14 protein-coding genes and 3 pseudogenes are annotated in these 16,987 nt (G+C 65.8%); 8 read left to right on the forward strand and 9 right to left on the reverse strand.

Annotated features, from left to right (window positions below; all coding sequences use genetic code 11):
• Positions 1 to 16: 16 nt before the first annotated feature.
• The 6 genes from MFF40_RS12620 to MFF40_RS12645 form a co-directional block, all read right to left on the reverse strand.
• On the reverse strand, positions 17 to 475 hold the full coding sequence (locus MFF40_RS12620) for a cytochrome o ubiquinol oxidase subunit IV (protein ID WP_238260715.1): 459 nt from the start codon (positions 473 to 475) through the stop codon (positions 17 to 19).
• Entirely contained in the window at positions 472 to 1,098 is a 627-nt protein-coding gene (locus tag MFF40_RS12625) for a cytochrome c oxidase subunit 3 (protein WP_238260717.1), read from the reverse strand. The genes MFF40_RS12620 and MFF40_RS12625 overlap by 4 nt, the downstream gene beginning before the upstream one ends.
• Complete coding sequence (locus MFF40_RS12630) at positions 1,095 to 3,197, reverse strand: cbb3-type cytochrome c oxidase subunit I (protein ID WP_238260720.1); 2,103 nt, start codon at positions 3,195 to 3,197, stop codon at positions 1,095 to 1,097. The genes MFF40_RS12625 and MFF40_RS12630 overlap by 4 nt, the downstream gene beginning before the upstream one ends.
• Positions 3,194 to 4,207, reverse strand: a complete 1,014-nt coding sequence (locus MFF40_RS12635) for a cytochrome ubiquinol oxidase subunit II (RefSeq protein ID WP_238260722.1) — start codon at positions 4,205 to 4,207, stop codon at positions 3,194 to 3,196. Before MFF40_RS12635 ends, MFF40_RS12630 begins: the two co-directional genes overlap by 4 nt.
• A gap of 175 nt (positions 4,208 to 4,382) precedes the next feature.
• Complete coding sequence (locus MFF40_RS12640; protein WP_238260724.1) at positions 4,383 to 6,149, reverse strand: glycoside hydrolase family 15 protein; 1,767 nt, start codon at positions 6,147 to 6,149, stop codon at positions 4,383 to 4,385.
• 81 nt (positions 6,150 to 6,230) lie between these two features.
• Positions 6,231 to 7,799 carry a GMC oxidoreductase gene (locus MFF40_RS12645; protein ID WP_238260726.1) on the reverse strand — a complete coding sequence of 523 codons (1,569 nt, stop codon included), beginning with the start codon at positions 7,797 to 7,799 and terminating at the stop codon, positions 6,231 to 6,233.
• 216 nt (positions 7,800 to 8,015) lie between these two features.
• On the opposite strand from MFF40_RS12645, the gene MFF40_RS12650 reads away from it, so the two are divergent.
• Both MFF40_RS12650 and MFF40_RS12655 read left to right on the forward strand, forming a co-directional pair.
• Entirely contained in the window at positions 8,016 to 8,498 is a 483-nt protein-coding gene (locus MFF40_RS12650; protein ID WP_238260728.1) for a DoxX family protein, read from the forward strand.
• Positions 8,499 to 8,510: 12 nt separating this feature from the next.
• Positions 8,511 to 8,972, forward strand: a complete 462-nt coding sequence (locus MFF40_RS12655; protein WP_153873588.1) for a cupin domain-containing protein — start codon at positions 8,511 to 8,513, stop codon at positions 8,970 to 8,972.
• A gap of 155 nt (positions 8,973 to 9,127) precedes the next feature.
• Here MFF40_RS12655 and MFF40_RS12660 read toward each other — a convergent pair.
• Positions 9,128 to 9,487 (reverse strand): annotated as a pseudogene (locus MFF40_RS12660) (IS3 family transposase); the annotation flags it as partial.
• A gap of 136 nt (positions 9,488 to 9,623) precedes the next feature.
• On the opposite strand from MFF40_RS12660, the pseudogene MFF40_RS12665 reads away from it, so the two are divergent.
• From MFF40_RS12665 to MFF40_RS12680, 4 genes and pseudogenes are all read left to right on the forward strand, one after another.
• A pseudogene (locus MFF40_RS12665) lies at positions 9,624 to 10,718 on the forward strand (IS5 family transposase).
• Positions 10,715 to 11,041: a hypothetical protein gene (locus tag MFF40_RS12670; protein WP_238260730.1), complete on the forward strand. Its 327-nt coding sequence runs from the start codon at positions 10,715 to 10,717 to the stop codon at positions 11,039 to 11,041. Before MFF40_RS12665 ends, MFF40_RS12670 begins: the two are co-directional and overlap by 4 nt.
• Positions 11,042 to 11,570: 529 nt before the next feature.
• Positions 11,571 to 12,446, forward strand: coding sequence for an ImmA/IrrE family metallo-endopeptidase (locus MFF40_RS12675; protein ID WP_238260732.1), 876 nt, complete (start codon positions 11,571 to 11,573; stop codon positions 12,444 to 12,446).
• A gap of 130 nt (positions 12,447 to 12,576) precedes the next feature.
• Positions 12,577 to 12,828 (forward strand): hypothetical protein, encoded by a 252-nt coding sequence (locus MFF40_RS12680; protein WP_238260734.1) that lies wholly within the window; start codon positions 12,577 to 12,579, stop codon positions 12,826 to 12,828.
• A 321-nt stretch (positions 12,829 to 13,149) separates the two neighbouring features.
• Here the strand turns inward: MFF40_RS12680 and MFF40_RS12685 are convergent, their stop codons facing one another.
• On the reverse strand, positions 13,150 to 14,385 hold the full coding sequence (locus tag MFF40_RS12685) for a PGN_0703 family putative restriction endonuclease (protein ID WP_238260736.1): 1,236 nt from the start codon (positions 14,383 to 14,385) through the stop codon (positions 13,150 to 13,152).
• 594 nt (positions 14,386 to 14,979) lie between these two features.
• Positions 14,980 to 15,608 (reverse strand): annotated as a pseudogene (locus MFF40_RS12690) (IS110 family RNA-guided transposase); the annotation flags it as partial.
• Between MFF40_RS12690 and MFF40_RS12695 the strand changes: the two are divergent.
• Both MFF40_RS12695 and MFF40_RS12700 read left to right on the forward strand, forming a co-directional pair.
• Positions 15,528 to 16,430 (forward strand): S1 family serine peptidase, encoded by a 903-nt coding sequence (locus MFF40_RS12695; protein ID WP_238260784.1) that lies wholly within the window; start codon positions 15,528 to 15,530, stop codon positions 16,428 to 16,430. The pseudogene MFF40_RS12690 and the gene MFF40_RS12695 sit on opposite strands and share 81 nt — an antisense overlap.
• A 37-nt stretch (positions 16,431 to 16,467) precedes the next feature.
• The gene (locus tag MFF40_RS12700) at positions 16,468 to 16,965 is read left to right on the forward strand and encodes a GNAT family N-acetyltransferase (protein WP_238260738.1); all 498 of its coding nucleotides are present in this window, start codon (positions 16,468 to 16,470) and stop codon (positions 16,963 to 16,965) included.
• Positions 16,966 to 16,987: the final 22 nt, after the last annotated feature.

The raw sequence follows: 16,987 nt of genomic DNA on the forward strand, positions 1-16,987 counted from the left end.
CAGCCCCTCGCCGCGACTACGTCATCCGCATACGCAGGTTGAGCAGTACGACGAGGGTGCCGCCCACCATCAGCCCGATGATGAGGGTGGAGAACAGGATCAACTGCAGATCGTCGCGGGATGAGCGGCGCAGATCCACGTGTAGGAAGCAGCGGAAGTGCACCACGGCTTGGACCAGGGCCAGTGCGAAAACGATCCCAAGCGCCGTCGTGCCTGCTGCCCATCCCCAGGTCACGACCGCAAACGCGGCGCCGGTGAGGAGAAGGGCGAAAACGTACCCGATGCCGTAGGTCATCAGGTCGCGGCGTTTGGCATGCTTCTCATCGCTCGATCGCAGGCGTGCCCTGGCCTCGTCTCCCCGTCGATCCCTCGCGATCGCCGCGCCGCCCGCCAATGCTCTCGCAGTGCCGATCAGAGCGGCCGCGCCGGCAGCCTTTAGCAACACGACGCCCTTCGAGGGCCCTCGGGTGGTCATGTGAGAGTTCCCTGAAGATAGACCACGGAGAAGATTGCGATCCAGATGATGTCGAGGAAATGCCAAAATAGGCCGAGCTTCAGCAGATTCAGCTTGACCCTGGCGTCCAGGCCGAACACCGCGATCTGTGCGAGCATCACCATGATCCAGATGCAGCCGGCGGTGACGTGCAGGCCGTGCGTCGGTACCAGTGCAAAGAAGGCCGACAGGAAGCCGCTGCGGTTCGGCGTCGCTCCATCGGCGAACATCGTCCGGAAATCGCTGAGTTCGAAACCGAGGAAGACGATCCCCAGGACGAGCGTTAGTAAAAGCCATGCGACGACGCCTATCCGACCCCGGTCATACTTCATGGAGATGGAGGCAAGGCCGAAGGTCAGGCTGCTGGTGAGCAGGATGAGCGTCTCAATGAAAGAGGGGCCGAGCTTGAACTCCGCGGCCGGCCCAGGAGCACCGGCCGTCGCCGAAAGCTGCGTCCCGTAGATCGCGAAGAGCAACGCAAACAGGATCGCGTCGCTCATCAGGAAGATCCAGAAACCGTAGAGGCCGATGGCGGCCTCCCCCGGCTCCATCTCATCCGAGTTGAGGAGGTTGAGCCCGACATGCCGGAGCTGCAGGGCGCTCATGACGGCACCTGCGTGGGGAAGGGTCGGGCGAGCCCAAGATTGACCGGCTCGGTTTCGAGTTCGCGGGGGACGGGACGCGTCGTGCGGGCCAGATCGAGCCATCGCCGGTCCGTCGCCTCGATCTCGGATGCGGAAATCGTCCGATGGACATCGCGCACGAAGCTGCGCGCGACGACCGGTGCCCAAACGCCGATGAAACCGAGAATGGTCAGCCACCAGATGTGCCAGACGAGGCCGAAGGCGCAGACCGCACCGGCCAGCCCGACCAGCGGGCCAACCCAGCTGTTCTTCGGCATGACGATGGCCTGATAGTGGTCGGCCAGCTTGTAGGCCTCCTTGCGCTCCTTGAGCCAATAGAAAGGATCGAGCCGATCCACGTGCGGGATCGTCGCGAAGTTGTACTCCGGCGGCGGTGCCGAGACCGACCACTCCAGGCTGCGTGCGTCCCAAGGGTCGCCGACCGGGACGCGGTTCGCCTCACGGTCCCTCACGCTGACCCAGAGCTGGACGAACAGGGTGACGAGGCCTGCGAGCAAGAGGAAGGCCCCGACGATCGCCACGAGGAGCCAGGGTCGGTAATCGGGCTCGAACAGGGCCTGGCTCCGCCGCGCCATGCCGCCGAGGCCGAGCACGTAGAGCGGCATGAAGGCGAGATAGAACCCCGAGACCCAGAAGCCGAAGGAGATCCGGCCCCAGACCTCCGACAGCCGGAAGCCGAAGGCCTTGGGAAACCAGTACATGTATCCGGCGATCATGCCGTAGAGCAGGCCCGGGATCAGCACGTTGTGGAAGTGGGCCACGAGGAAGACCGTGTTGTGGACCACGAAGTCGATCGGCGGGATCGCGAGCAGGATCCCGGTGAGGCCACCGAGGACGAAGGTGACGATGAAGGCGAGGGAAAACAGCATCGGCGTGGTGAAGCGCACTTCACCGCGAAACATCGTCCAGATCCAGTCGTAGATCTTGACCCCTGTCGGGATAGCGATGGTCATCGTCGCCACGCCGAAGAAGGCGTTGACGTCGGCGCTCTGTCCCATCGTGAAGAAGTGGTGTAGCCAGACCGTGAACGAGAGCACGCCGATCACCATGGTGGCGGCGGCGAGCGACTTGTAGCCGTAGAGCTCTTTCGACGAGAAGGCCGATATCACCTCGGAGTAGACGCCGAAGGCCGGCAGGATGAGGATGTAGACCTCGGGATGGCCGAACAGCCAGAAGAGGTTGACGTAGTTCATCATGTTGCCGCCGAGATCGTTCGTGAAGAAGTGGAAGTCGGCGTAGCGATCGAGGGCGAGGAGCGCGGTCGCGAGCGTCAGCGGAGGCATCGCGAAGATCATCAGGATCGATGTGCAGAGCGCCGTCCAGCAGAAGAGCGGCATGCGCGTGAGATGCATCCCGGGGCAGCGCTTCTTGTAGATCGTCGCCGTGAAGTTGAGCCCCGAGAAGGTCGTCCCGAGGGACGACAGCGTGATCGCCCAGATCCAGTAATCCGGGCCGACGCCGGGCTGGAAGACCTTCCCCGTGTAGGGCGGATAGCCCGACCATCCTCCGGTCGAGAACTCGCCGACGGCGAGCGAGATCATCACGAGGCCGGCCCCGCCCGCGGTCAGCATCAGGCTGATGGAGTTCAGGAGCGGGAAGGCGACATCGCGGGCGCCGATCTGCAACGGCACGACGTAGTTGATCAGCCCGGTCAGGAACGGCATCGCCATGAAGAAGATCATGATCGTGCCATGCGTGCTGAAGAGCTGCGCAAAGTGTTCGGGCGCGACGATGCCGGGAGCGTTGACCGCGAGCGATTGCTGCGCGCGCATCAGGACCGCCTCGACGAGGGCGCGGCTGAGCATCACGCCGGCGATCACGATGTACATGATCCCGATCTTCTTGTGGTCGAGGCTGGTCAGCCAGTCGAGGAAGAGCGGACGCCACCAACGTTTCCATGTCAGCAGCGCGACGAGGACGACCGCACCGACGATCACGAGTGCGCCGGCAAAGGCGCCGATGAGTTCGCTGAGGTTGGGATTCTCCCAGGCCCGCACGAACGGGAACGCATGCGCGTCCAACCGGCCGAACAGGAAGGACCGTAAACCGTCGTCACTCATTTGGGGTGATGTCCGTGGGCGGTGTGCATGCCCGGATCGTTCTGGGCGAGGATCGTCTGGAACAGGCCCGACGTCACCGACCCGAACAGGATCGGCTCGGCCTGGAGCGTGCGGGCGGCCAGGGCCGCATAGGCGCCCGCGTCGAGGGTCTTCCCCCCCGAACGGGCTTGAGCGAGCCAGGAGGCGTAACCGTCGGTCGATTTGGCCAGGACCGGGAACTTCTGGTTCTGGAAGCCCATGCCGTTGAACTGCACGTTCTCGCCACGGAAGCGACCAGGCCGACTTGCGGCGAGGTTATGCTGTGTCGTCATGCCGGCCATGGCGTAGATCTGGCCAGCGAGCTGCGGCACGAAGAACGATTGCATGACCGTGCCGCTCGTCAGGCTGAGATGCACCGGGTGATCGGCGGGGAAGACGAGCTCGTTGACGCTCGCCACGCCTTCGTCGGGGTAGATGAACAACCACTTCCAATCGAGGGCGACCACCTGCACCTCGATGGGGGGGTATGGTGAGGCAAGTGGCTTGTATGGGTCGAGCTTGTGGGTGTCGCGCCACAGGAACACGGCGAGCACGATGACGATGATCGCAGGTGGGATCCAGATGAAGCCTTCGAGAGGCCAGTTGAAGCCCCATTGCGGTCGATAGGCGCTCTTGGTGTTCGACAAGCGGTAGTGCCAGGCGAAGATCGGCGTCAGCAGCAGGACCGGCGCGGCGACGAAAATCAGGATTGTGCAAACGAGAAGGAACAGGCTGCGGGTCTGATCCGCGACCGGGCCGGCGGCGCCCAGCACGCCGTGATCGAGCACGCCGCAGCCGCCCAGGGGGAGCAGCGCAACGGTGGCTAAGAGTGACGCGAGGCGAAGCACGATCCAGCCTGGACGGCCTCGACGGCTAGGGTCGGCGAGGGCAATATCGGTCATCACGACGGTTTCCACGATGGACGATGGTCCCGGGTCGAGCCATTCCCAGGATACAGTGACATCGACGTGGCAGAACCGCAGGGCCGTCACGGTCCCGCACCCGGGACAGACGGCTCCGACATGATCGACGGATCTTGGGAGTGGCGATCGGCTCGTCCCCGAGGGGCAGACGGGAGCCGCAAGCAGCGTCACGTTAACCACCGTCGACGCCGCATGCACGGACAGATCTCTTGAACCACGGTATCGTGATGCCTCGGTCCCGCCGTCAGCCACCGCCGCGGTCGACGACGGATCCGCATAGGCCCAGCGCGGTGTTCACGACGCCGAGATGCGTCAGGGCCTGCGGAAAATTTCCTGCGAGGCACCGGCCAGGAACGTCGTACTCCTCCGAAAGAAGACCGACGTCGTTGGCCACGCCGAGCACGCGTTCGAGATAGGCCTCGGCGAGTTCCTGCCGTCCCTGGAGGCGCAGGCAATCCGCCATCCAAAGCGAGCAGGGTAGGAACGCCCCCTCGTCGCTGCCGTCGCCCTTCGTCCGTATGCGACGGATCAGGCCGTCCTGATCGAGGTCCTCCCTGATCCGCTCGATCGTCGCCGCCATACGTGGCTCGTCGGCCTTCAGGAAACCGACGAGCGGCAGGAGCAGGAGGCTCGCGTCGAGCTCATGGCTACCGTAGCTTTGCGTGAAGGTCCCGAGCCCCGCGTTCCAACCCTCGCCGCAGATTTCGGCCCGAGCCTCGTCGCGGCAGGCGGTCAGCGACGCGCGAAGCGCCTCGGTGAGGTCGCCGTGCCGTAGGACCCGGTCGAAGCCGACCCAGCACATGGCCTTCGAATAGGTGTAGCGCTTCGGATCGCCGCGCGATTCCCAGATCCCGGCACCACGGTCCCGCCACACCTCGGCGAGGTGTTCGGCGAGGCGGCGCTCGACGGAGCATTGATGGTCCGTCGATGCGATGCCCGCCCGTCGCGCTAATGCCAGGGTGTCGATGACCTCGCCGTAGATGTCGAGCTGCTTCTGCGTGGACGCGGCGTTGCCGACCCGTACCGGTCGCGCCTCGCGGTAGCCGGGCAGCGCATCCACGGTCCACTCGGACAGGTGCCTGGAGCCATCCACCCGGTACATGATGCGGAGCGCATCCGGGTTTCCGGCGATGGCGCGCAGGAGCCAGTCCCGCCACGCCGTCGCCTCGGTCTCGAAGCCCGCGTTGATGAAGGCACCAAGCGTGAAGGTCGAATCCCGCAACCACGAATATCGGTAATCCCAGTTCATCGCGCCCGCCGGCACCTCCGGCAAGCTCGTGGTCGGTGCGGCGACCAGACCGCCCGAACGCGCGTGCGTGAGGGCCTTCAGCGTGAGGAGAGACCGCTTGACAGCCGCCGGCCAGCGGGTGCGCGTCGCGTCGAAGCCCGAGATCCAACGCTCCCAATGCGCCTGCGTCGCGTCCAGCGAGGCCTCGACATCGAGATGAGGCGCATCGGCTTCCCAAGCGTCCGTCCGGCACAGCACGAACGTTTGCCGCCCGCCCTCTTGCAGCGTGAACCCGGCTTTCACTCCACCGTCATCGACGCCGACGGGAATGCTGGCTTGGAGGGTCAGGCGATGTCGGCCGGCCACAGCCACGGCGCCACCCTCGCGAGCCTCCCACCACGGCGCCAGCGCACCGTAGTCGAAACGCGGGCTGAGATCGAAGTCCAACGTGACGGTGCCGGCCAACCCCTCCACGATCCGCACGAGCGCCGAGACCGTCTTGCGGATGGGCATGAAGTCGGTGACGCGAACGGCGCCATCCGCCGTTTTCATCATGGTTTCCAGGATCATGGTGTCGCCGCGATACCGTCGCGTCGTGTCGAGGACGGGTCCCCGGGGGGTGATCGACCAGCGACCGTCCTCCTCGTTGCCGAGGAGCGCACACAGGCATGCGTCGTCATCGAAGTTCGGCCAGCACAGCCAGTCGATCGAGCCGTCCCGCGCGACGAGCGCGGCGGTCTCGCCGTCGCCGATCAGGGCATAGCTCTCGATGGGTTTGCTCAACGTTCGTTTCCTTCGTCCGGCCGATGCACTGCGGGCATCGCCGTTTCGTCTTCGTCGTGCAGGGTGTGGAAGGGTTTTTGGCTAGGCGAGCCGCTCGGCGATGTGGTCGGCGACGCGGAGCGCGTTGGCGATGATCGTCAGCGTCGGGTTCACCGCGCCGATCGACGGGAAGAAGCTCGCGTCCGTGACGTACAGGTTGTCGAGTTCGTGCGCCTTGCAATTCAGGTCGAGCACCGACGCCTTCGGGTCGGTGCCGAAGCGCAACGTGCCGGCCTGGTGCGCGGTGCCGCTCAAGGGGATGTTCTTGCCGAGGTAAAGCGAACGTTCGAACAGGTAGGTGTGGAGGCCGCCGGGCCGGAGCAGCTCTTCGAGCTTGCCGCGCAGGCGGTCGTGCGCCTCGCCGTTGGTTTCGCGCACGTCGAGTATGACGCGGCCGTCACGTCCGAGCATCACCCGGTTGTCGGGGTGCGGCAGGTCTTCGCTCTGCAGCCAGAAGTCCATCGAGTGGCGGGCCACCATCTCGAACGGGGCGTCGGGCAGGAAGCCAGTCCATTTCGGGAACTCTTCGCCGCGGATCTGCTCCGGATGCGTCTTGGCGCACATCTGGATCAGCCCCATCGGGAACTCCCAGTCCTTCGACTCGAAGTAGAAGTCCGAGACCGCGAGCGTCTTCTGGAAGACGGTGGCGTTTACCTCCTTCGACAGCGCCATCAGCACTGACATGTTGTGGCGCATGTAGTTGCGCCCGACCTGGTCCGAGCCGTTGGCGAGCCCGTTCGGGTGGGCGGCGTTGGCCGAGCGCAGGAGCAGCAGCGCCGACGACAGCGCGCCGCAGGCGGCCACGACCACATCCGCCGAGTAGCGTTCGGCCCTGCCCTCGCGGGTGACGTTCACCGCCGTAACCGTCCGGCCCGACGGGTCGGTCTCCAGCGTTGAGACGTAGGCGTTCACGAGCAGGGTGACGTTGTCGTGTCGGGCCAGCGTCGGGTCGACGGTCATCACTTGCGCGTCGGCCTTGCCGTTCAGCAGGCACGGGAAGCCATCGAAGGCGTCGCAGCGAATGCAGATGCTCGTCGGCGTCGGCTTGCCGTCGCGCTCGTCGAGCTTGATCCCGAGGGGCAGGTGGAATGGGTTGAGGCCGAGTTTCCCCCAATCGTCCGACAGCTTCTGAATGCGCGGCTCGTGGCTAACGGGGGGATGGTCGTAGGGGCCGCTCGACCACGGCTCGCTCGGGTCCTCGCCGCGCTGGCCGTGTACCGCGAACAAAGTCTCGGCCTGCGCGTAGTACGGTTCGAACTCCGCATAGGAGACCGGCCAGGCCGGCGAAAGGCCGTCCACGTGGCGGACGTCGCCGAAGTCACGCTCGCGCATCCGGAACAGGGCCGCGCCGTAGACCTTCGAATTGCCGCCGACATAATAATGCAGCGCCGGGCTGAACGTCCGACCGCCGCCGCCGTACCACGTCTCCTTCGCCTGGTAGGCGCCGTCGACGAACACGGTCTTGGACGACCAGTTGTCCTGCGAGCGCGGCAGGTAGTCGCCGCGCTCCAGGAGCAGAATGCGCTTGCCGGTCTCCGCCAGCCGTGCGGTGAGCGAACCGCCGCCGGGACCGGAGCCGATGACGATGACGTCGTAATGGTCCTGCGGCATCGGCCAGCCTCGCACTGCAACACACTCGAAGAAAACTCTGCGGCCAACGGAGCAAGGCTGGAGGCGTTCCAAGTTGCCTGGTCACGGCATCGTGCTCGCTGCGGCGCAGCAATCCCGGTGGTCGCCGAGGGGCCCGAGCGCAACCGCCGCGACCGAGCGACGTTGGGGGCGGGACTCCCGCTTCGAGCCCCCGATGCCTGCCACTCCGGACCACCCATGACGTCGTCGATACCTTGGCTCGACCTCGTGGCCGTGCCGCTGCTGGCGAAGGTCTGCCTCGTCTGCATGTTTCCGCTGAGCGCCTACGACAAGGTTGCCCATTGGGACGAGGCGATGGGGCAGGCGCGCTCCGGCCCCCTGCCCTTACCGGCGCTGCTGCTGATCCTCGGCATCCTGGTCGAGGCGGTGACGCCGGTGCTGATCGTGATCGGGGTGTTCGACCGCGCGGCGGCCTTGGTGCTCGCCGGGTTCTGCGCGGTCACCGCGTTGATGTACCACCCGTTCTGGCGCTTCCCCGGCTTCTGGTCGACGAACGGCGAGGGCCGAGCCCATTTCTGGGACTTCTTCAAGAACTTCGGGCTCGTCGGCGGATTGCTGCTCGTGGTGATCGGCGGTGCCTACGCACCGGCCCGCGCGGTGATCGCCCATCCTCTCGCCAAAGGCCCGACGTCCGCTCCCACCGCCGCCGACAACCGCTGAAGGATTCGTATCATGGCCGATCAGGCGAAGGGCGGCACGCCCCCGACCATGCCGTACTGGCACGTCTACACCGATGCCGAGGGCGTCAGCCGCCAGGAGAAGTTCGATCTCTCGGCCTTCAAGTTCGAGGGCATCGACGCCGAGACGGCGCCGCAATGGAACGACAAGCAGGAGCCGTCGCAGGCCGGCGTCACCTTCACCGTGCTCCCCGTCGGCTGGGTCGGGCAGTGGCACGAGAACCCGAGGCCCCAGTGGATCGCGATCCTGTCGGGCCGCTGGTTCGTCGAGACCATGGACGGCACCCGCGTCGAGATGGGGCCGGGCGAACTGATGATGGGCGAGGACCAGAACACCAAGGCGCGCGACGGCCGGAAGGGTCACCTCTCCGGCACGGTCGGCACCGAGCCCTGTACGATGATCGTCACCGGCCTCGATGTGACGCCGACCTTAAACCAGCCTGGGCGCTTTCGCTGATCGACGACGAGGACGTGCGGATGTCGCAGGACACGACAATCTCACCAGGGCGCCTGCTTCGCCGAGTCGGATGACCGGGCAAGATTGACGGCTCCACTGACATTGAGGTGGATAATCCCCGCCTAGTGCAGTGACGCGGTCGGAGGGTTCACGAGGCGGGTGTGTTCGTCGATCAGCGTCAGGATGCGCAGGCTACGCCCGTCATGATTCTGGCCATGCACAAAGTCGAAGCTCCAGACGTGATTGCGATGGAGAGGTCGCAGCCGAACGCAGGAGCCATCGTTCAACCAGAGACGGCTGCATGGTCGATAATTTTGCGGGACCTTGAGGCCCTCACGACGCCAGATCCGCTGAACTCGGTCCTTGCCCAACGGCTAGCCCGCTGCCTGCAGCAGCGCGGTGACACGGCGGTAGCCGTAGCGTCCGTACTCGGACGCCAAGGCGATGATGGCGCAGGTCAGCGCATCCTCATCGGCCGGCACGGTGGGCACGTAGCGTTGCGTGCCCCGGTGCTGGTCAACGAAGGTTGGTGAGCTTGCATATGCGGTTGGCGGGTACCAGCCCGCCCCTCTAGCAGGCTGTTGAAGAAGTCCGTGGCGTGGCCGAACCAGGGGTGATTCACTCCTTCCCGGGAGCGCTTGGGGAAGGCGGATGCGGGGTTCGGATCAGCGATCGGGGACGTTGTTCTCCTATGTGGATCTGAAGGCTCGGGTCAGTCCCGACCACCCACTGCGGACGGTCCGGCAGCTCACGGATGTGGCGCTCGCAGCGCTGAACCAGGACTTCTCTGCGCTCTACGCGGCACGGATGGGGCGTCCGTCGATCCCGCCTGCGATGCTGCTGCGAGCGATGCTTTTGCAGGCATTCTACTCGATCCGCTCGGAACGGCAGCTGATGGAGCGGCTGGAGTTCGACCTGCTGTTCCGCTGGTTCATAGGGCTGGGCGTCGACGATTCGGCCTGGGATCATTCGAGCTTCAGCAAGAACCGGGACCGGCTGCTGGACGGCGAGATCGCTGCCAAGTTCCTGGCGGCCTCGCTGGCCCAGCCCCAGGTGAAGCGGCCCCTGTCCAGCGACCACTTCAGCGTCGACGGCACGCTGATCGAGGCCTGGGCCTCGATGAAGAGTTCCAAGCCCAAGGGTCGAAGCGGAGATCAAGCACCGCCGCCAGCCGACGGGCGCAACACCGAGGTCGACTTCAAGGGTCAGAAGCTTTGAAACGGGACGCACACAAGCACCACCGATCCCGAAGCCAGGCTCTATCGTAAAGGCCCGGGCATGGAGGCCAAGCTCTGCTTCATCGGCCACGCCCTGATAGAGAACCGCTCGGCCCTCATCGTGGACACCTTTCTGACGTGCGCAGACGGTCACGCCGAGCGCATCGCCGCGCTGGCGATGATCGAGCCGAGGGCGGACCGGCCCAAGGCCACCTCACTGGGCGCCGACAAGGCCTACGACGCGGAGGACTTCGTCAACGAGCTGAAGTCGATGAACGTGCGAGCGCACGTGGCCCAGAACACCAGCCGCCGCTCGTCCATTGATAGGCGAACCACCCGCCATGCCGGCTATGGCATGAGCCAAAAGATCCGCAAGCGCATCGAGGAGAGCTTCGGCTGGATCAAGACCGTCGGGGGTCAGCGCAAGACTCGCTTCAATGGCCGCGACAGGGTCGGATGGGCCTTCGCCTTCACGGCGGCGGCCTACAAACTGGTTCGCCTGCCCAAGCTGCTCGGAGCTCTGGCGTGAGCGTCTTGGGCAAGTGGCGGATCGTCGAGCTGCCGGGCTACGCGGACGACTACGCTGACATGGTCGAGCCGGCCTACATCCTCTTCGCGGCCACCGGCGGCGAGTTCGTCTTCGGATGCGTCACCGGGGCCTGCGTCGGTAGTGGTGATCACGCTGCCGTTGAGTTCGACTGGTCCGGGAACGACGAGATGGACGAGGCCTGCGGCTCCGGATGGGCCGAGCTTCAGGCCAACGGCTCGCTTCTCGGCGAAATCGACTTCCACGCCGGCGACAAAATCCCCTTCATCGCCCGCCGCTGGCCGGGTTCTTCAACAGCCTGCTAGGGCGTATCCAGCTTCACCTCAGGGATGCCCATCTCTGCCCAAACGGCCTTTCGTAAAACTGGCTTTGGAAGGAGTGGGGGCATCGCCATTGACATATGATCGCCCAGGCCCACTGCAGCGCGGCTGCCGGGTTCGGTTCCGTGGACCGCCCGCCCATCTACGCTTGCAGTTGCGGCATTATCGGTCCCACCAGGCGGTCCTACAAGAATTATTCCTACCCACCCCCTTCTCCGTTCACCCCTGAAGCGAAGTTGCCGGACGGCTGACGAATGGCTGCTTATGGGAAGCGCCGGCGGCGGTCCGGGCGGCTGGGTTGGGTCGGTAGCAGGCCGTCCGCTTTTCCCGCGGATCTTCTCCGAAGCGGCCGTTCCGCTTACGGCCAGACTGCGCCATGCCGGATAGCCGACAGGCGCAAAACCGGTCCTTCGGCTTACCGCCTGCACGAACTCCCTATAGTCCCGTTCTGGGATCGCGGGTGGGTGGCGGCCTGTAGGGACGGGATGGGGCTGCGCGGATGCCGATCAGCAGGATGGACCTCGTAGACGCGGCATCGCCGGAGGCGCTCGTCAAACGCATCCTACAGGCTGAGCCGAACCTTCCGGTGCCCGTGCCGATCCAAGACCTGTGCGCGCGCCTTGGCATTCTCGGAATAGAGGACCTCGACACCGACGAGTTCGAGGGGGGCCTCGTTACCGACGCGAAGCGGTCCGAAGGCACCATCCTCGTCAAGCGTGGGGGCGAACCGCGTCGCCGCTTCACCATCGCGCATGAACTCGCCCACTTCCTGATGGCGCACCACGTCCCGGATCAATCCGGCCGGTTCATGTGCAAGAGCTCTGACCTTCTCCGCGTCACAGCGAAGGAGGGTGATCAGCGGCAGCGCAGGGAGGTCGAGGCCAATCGCTTCGCCACTCTCATGTTGATGCCCCCGCACCTGCTGCGGGGAGCCATGGCGGCCTTTCGCGAGCCCAATCTGCAGCACGTTCTCATGCTCGCGCGCGACTTCGCGGTCGGCAAGGAGGCGGCGGCTCGGGCCTACGTGCAATACCAACCCGAGAGGATCGCCATCGTCGTGGCGGGCAATGGCCGGGTGCAGCGGTGCTACCGCAGCCTCTCCTTTCCGGCCATCATCTCCGCGGTCGGCAGCCCGGTCCCGACAGGCTCGCTCTATCACAGTGGTCCACATCAGCCGAACATCGCGAGCGACATCGCCGCGTGTAGTTCCGATCTCTGGATCGACGTGAAGCGCGACCTCCGCGCGCCGTCCCTCTACGAGCAGGTTTACCTCCAGCAGAACAAGTTTGCGATGATCCTCCTGCGTCTGGAAGCTGTCCCGGAGGAGAGCGCGGAGGAACGCAGGCTGGATGAGGGCTGGCGTCACCGTTTCCACTCGGGGCGACGGTAGGCAAGACACAGCCCTGATGGAACAACCTCGATGGCTATAGCCTGCTGCTTCGTCAGAGCGGGCGGTACCGCCGTCCCGAGGCTGATCCGGCGCACTCCTCAGGTCGGCATAGGAGCAACGAGGGTCGTGAATGGCGGGAACTGACGGCTATCTTCGGTTAGTCCTCAATCTGGCTGCGGAAGAGGACGCGTTCCTTGACCCGGTCGGGCGCGCCGAGGACGCCGAGTTGAACGCTATGGGCACCGCGTCTGTAACGTCTCCTGCGGTGTCGTTGATGATCACGAACCGTCAGCGAGCGGCGCTTCGTGAGCTTGGCTTTTCCGAAGAATCCATACGGCAGATGACGCCCGCCGAGGCGCACGGGAAGCTTGGATTGGCCTAGCTGTCGTCACCTGAACGCGGATCAGGCGGCTGCCGGTGGCGGCGATGGTGTCGTCGCGAAATGGGCGGTTGTCACGGCGGGGCTGAGCTACAGTTCGCCGGTCGTGGATAAGGCCGCTTGTGTGCAGAACCGGGCCACTCGAACCTCTCAAGTTTCAAACACTTGGAAGGCGCACGAAGCGGGCAAAATCAGAGATGTGCCTACGTGGGTGAGCTGGTGTTTCTCACGCGTCCGCGGCGGTGTGAAGTTGCGTCAGAAACGGGTTCGAACCGGCAGCATGTGATTGCCGCCGGCTCGGATCGTGATTTGTCTATTGTCCCGTCAAGCAGCAGTCCGGATCGCGGGCCGAGTGCGCTGCGGTCGTGAACGGTTGACCGGCTTGGTCGCGCTGGTGGTATCAACGGTCGGCATGTGCGTGGGTGCTGCTAATGCCTCAGCAGCGGGTGCGTATGCGGCGGCTCCCATCGCGAGTTCGAGTTCACCGTCGAGGAGCCACCAGTCCGTATAACGTCGATGAAGCGCCGCGGCTTGTGCAGGCAGGCCGGCGGCGGCCATGGCGGTGAACGCGTGCTCCAGAGTCAGCGGGATGAACGGGATCGGGCCGGCGGCCGGGTCCGTGAGCTGACGATTGTAAGTTGCCGCGGCGGCGTGTGCGAGTTGGTTGTGCGCGGGGGCGATGAACGCGAGCGTGGCTGTGTCCGCTAGGCCGGCAGCGAGCATGGCGGCTGTGAGGGAGTGCTGGCGATAGAGCTGCTGGCAGGCTGGGCCGGTCAGGGTCGGGTCGTCGGGCGCGATGAATAGGCCCGGGGTCGTATGCGCGATCTCCGTGTGCCGCGGGTTGGGCGGTGGGGCAGGTTCATATCCGGCTTCGCTGTACTTCATCTCGATGCAAATCAGCGCCCGGGCGCCGGTGGGGGTGATGCCGCGGAGAACGATGTCGAACGCGGTTCGGTCGGCTGTGAAGCGTGGGTCGCCGCGGCCAGGGCTGTGCTCGAACAAGATGTCAGTGACCGTCGCCAGCGCGCCGGGGAACAGTTCAGCCATGAAGCGGGTGGCGAGCGTGGGGTCGGCGGTGAGCGGGCCGAACAGGTTGAAGGCCAGCGGCTGCGAGGACAGCAGGTTCGTGCGCAGGCGGCTGATGTCGTAGGCGGCGCCCGGCTCGCGGTAAGCCAGCGCCCTGGCGGCCACCGCGGCGATGGCGGGCGTCATGAAGTTGGCGCCAGTGCGGCCGGCGGCGATCGAGATGCGCGAGCCAAGGCGACGGACCCGATGTGGGTTAGCGCGGTTGAGATGAGTGCCGATCGGCAGGTCACGGTCTTCGCGCCAGAGCGCTTGTAGGAAGCGGGCCGCGGCCTTGAAGCGGTGGTCGGCGGAGACGAACACGTGGTGACGGCGGCGGGCGGCCTCGGGGATGAGGGGGAGGTGGGATGGCGGTGCGCCGAGCCCGGAGGGGTCGAGGATGGTGCGGGCGGCGTCGGCGAGTGCTGTCGGGATGCTGCGGGTGTCATGCAAGTCGCCGGTATCGGCGAGCCGCGGCAGGGGGATGCTGACGTGCATGGTCGGGTGCCTCGTGACGGCCGCGGGGGTGCGGCCGAGACGGGGTTCCCGGGAGAGGCGGAGGGATGAACAGACGCCGCGGTCGGCTGCCGCCACCGGCGTAGGGTAGGCAGGTGCGGGAGGGCGGCAGCGATCGCACGGCCAGCGAGACTTGACGGTGGGGAGCGGCGGCGGGTCTGCCCGAGGTCCAGGCGCAGGTGAAACGGGTTGGATGTGATGTAGCCGGTGGGACACGCGCTCGACACGCGCAGCCGTGCGTCAAAGCGCCGTCCGGTCACTTGGGGCCGAGACGCGCCATCAGCAGACCTTCGGGCGAAACAACTCGAATGGCCGTGTGTGGACGCCCCATCGGATTCAAGGGGGTGTTTGAGAGATCTGTGCGCGCAGGATCAGGTGCTGCCGTGTGTCCGGCCTTTTGATGCAGCCATCCTCACGGCTGCTGGCCTGTATGGAGATCGCGGATCGGGTCCAAGTCGCTTTGGCGCGCTCGAGGCGCTTGGCCATTCACTGGTTTTCCCGACCCCGTCTTCTGACCGTTGCGCCATACCTCTCGACTGACCTTCCCTGCCTCCCTGACGCCTCAGGCCGTGGCGATCACGCCGTGGCCGGAGCTCTGTAGGAGCCGCCATGGGCCATCAAGGCCCAGACGATCCGCGCCATCTTGTTCGCCAGGGCGACGGTGATCAGCATGCGCGGCGTGCGCGACAGCATGCCGGCCAACCATGCCCCAGCTTTATCGGGATCACGCGCCGCGACCTTGGTCGCAGAGCTCGCGCCCAGGATCAGCAACCGTCGCACGCTGCGCTCGCCCATCTTGGTCGTTCGCCCCAGCCGCTCCTTGCCGCCGCTGGAGTGTTGCCGCGGGACGAGACCGAGCCAAGCCGCAAAGTCGCGCCCGCGGCGGAAGGTACTGGCGGCCGGTGACAGAGCCACGAGTGCGGTCGCGATCATCGGGCCGACACCCGGTCTCGTCATCAGCCGCTTGGCCACGGCATCGTCCTTCGCGCGTTGGGCGATCTCGCGGTCCAGAAGCGCGATCTGTGCCTGGAGCGCCTCCAAGCTGCCCGCAATGATGGCCAGGACTGGCCGTGCCTCGGCTGGCACGTCGGATGTCGGGTCGCGGACGATCGCCACGAGCCGACGTGCCCGACACCTTGGCGAACGACGTACCCGAACTCCGTGAGGTGCCCGCGCAGTGCATTGATCAATTGACGAGCCACCCGACAGGAAGGGAAATTCGCTTGGTAGACCTGAATAGGCTTTACGACGTCATGGACCTGACGATGCTGAAATCCGTGAGGATCGGGGCGCTGTCCTACGACGCGTCGCAGGCGGAACATGTCCTGCAGCGATACTGCAAGCACATCTTCGTCCTGAACGATTCCGACGATTATCCCTATTCCTTCCGCGGGAGCGGCACCGCCCTCCGCTTCGGCGACCAGCATTTCGTGTTCTGCTGCGGCCACCAGTTCCCCGACCTTGAGCCTGACGTCATCGCGATCCGGCCGGTGGTCGCCCAGGACAAGACCATCACGGCCTCCTCGCTCCTCAGGCCCCAGGCGACGGAAGAGAACGCCGGGGACGACCTCCTGGACATGCGGGCGTTCGAGTTCGTTCCGGCGAATTACGCCATCCCCAACCTCGGCAGCGACTTCCTGTCCCTCGACGAGACCTCGCTGTGGCCGGCGGGAACGCGGAAACCGGACCGTTTCCTCGTGTTCGGCTATCCCTACGGCCGGCAAGACGTCGACTTTGATGAACGCCATGTCACTGCCCGGGTCACGAGCGTCAACGGGACCTACGAGGGACGCAGCGCCTCGCCCGGTGTGCATCGGCTGCTGATGGAACGGGTCGAGGCGTTCGACCCCGACGGGATGAGCGGTGGTCCGGTGTTCTACGTGGGCGGGACGGGAGGCGCCTTCTTCATCGGTTTCGCCGGGGTGGTCATCCGGGGGAGCGCACGGTCCGAGATCCTGCATTTCGTCGACGCGAGCGTGATCCGGAATTTCGCGGCGACCGTTCCGGCGCGGCCTCTGAGCCGCTAAGGCGACGGCGTCGCCGTTTACGAGAGGAGCCTGGGACTTGCCACCCATCACCGACCCATCGGAAGGCCTCGCCTCCTTCCAGCAGGCCCTAGCGAGGGGCGAGCTTCACCTTCAGAGGTGCGAGCTGGACCGGGATCTCCACGTCTTCCTCGACCGGCCGAACGGCGAGCTTCGGCTCACCTACGTCCGGCTCGACGGCGGTGCCGTGACGGCCTTCGCCAACTTTTCCAGCTGCGAACCGGTCGGGGGCCGTCCCTGCTTCCAGGTCGGCGTCGCCGTCCCGCCGCCTCTGCGCGGCCAGGGACGCGCGCGGGACGTGATCCGGGCGGCCATCGAAGAGTTGCGCCATGGCCTCGGCAGGAACGGCGTTCGCGACTTCTACGTGGAGGCCATCGTCGGCGAGACGAACGTCGCGTCCCGGCGGGTCGCCGAAGCGGTCATCTCCACGGCGCCTGAGGAGGGGAAGGACGAGCGTTCCGGCGAGCCGGTCCTGCAATACCTGCTGCGCGTCGAGGATCGGCCGGCGGCGCCCTGAGACCCCGCGGTGCGCGAAGGCG

The organism is Methylobacterium mesophilicum, assembly GCF_022179445.1.
Classification (GTDB): Bacteria; Pseudomonadota; Alphaproteobacteria; order Rhizobiales; family Beijerinckiaceae; genus Methylobacterium; species Methylobacterium mesophilicum.

Coding starts and splice junctions, on each gene's coding strand:
- MFF40_RS12620 (WP_238260715.1), bottom strand. CDS start 475: ATGACCACCCGAGGGCCCTCGAAGGGCGTCGTGTTGCTAAAGGCTGCC.
- MFF40_RS12625 (WP_238260717.1), bottom strand. CDS start 1,098: ATGAGCGCCCTGCAGCTCCGGCATGTCGGGCTCAACCTCCTCAACTCG.
- MFF40_RS12630 (WP_238260720.1), bottom strand. CDS start 3,197: ATGAGTGACGACGGTTTACGGTCCTTCCTGTTCGGCCGGTTGGACGCG.
- MFF40_RS12645 (WP_238260726.1), bottom strand. CDS start 7,799: ATGCCGCAGGACCATTACGACGTCATCGTCATCGGCTCCGGTCCCGGC.
- MFF40_RS12650 (WP_238260728.1), top strand. CDS start 8,016: ATGACGTCGTCGATACCTTGGCTCGACCTCGTGGCCGTGCCGCTGCTG.
- MFF40_RS12655 (WP_153873588.1), top strand. CDS start 8,511: ATGGCCGATCAGGCGAAGGGCGGCACGCCCCCGACCATGCCGTACTGG.
- MFF40_RS12675 (WP_238260732.1), top strand. CDS start 11,571: ATGGACCTCGTAGACGCGGCATCGCCGGAGGCGCTCGTCAAACGCATC.
- MFF40_RS12680 (WP_238260734.1), top strand. CDS start 12,577: ATGGCGGGAACTGACGGCTATCTTCGGTTAGTCCTCAATCTGGCTGCG.
- MFF40_RS12685 (WP_238260736.1), bottom strand. CDS start 14,385: ATGCACGTCAGCATCCCCCTGCCGCGGCTCGCCGATACCGGCGACTTG.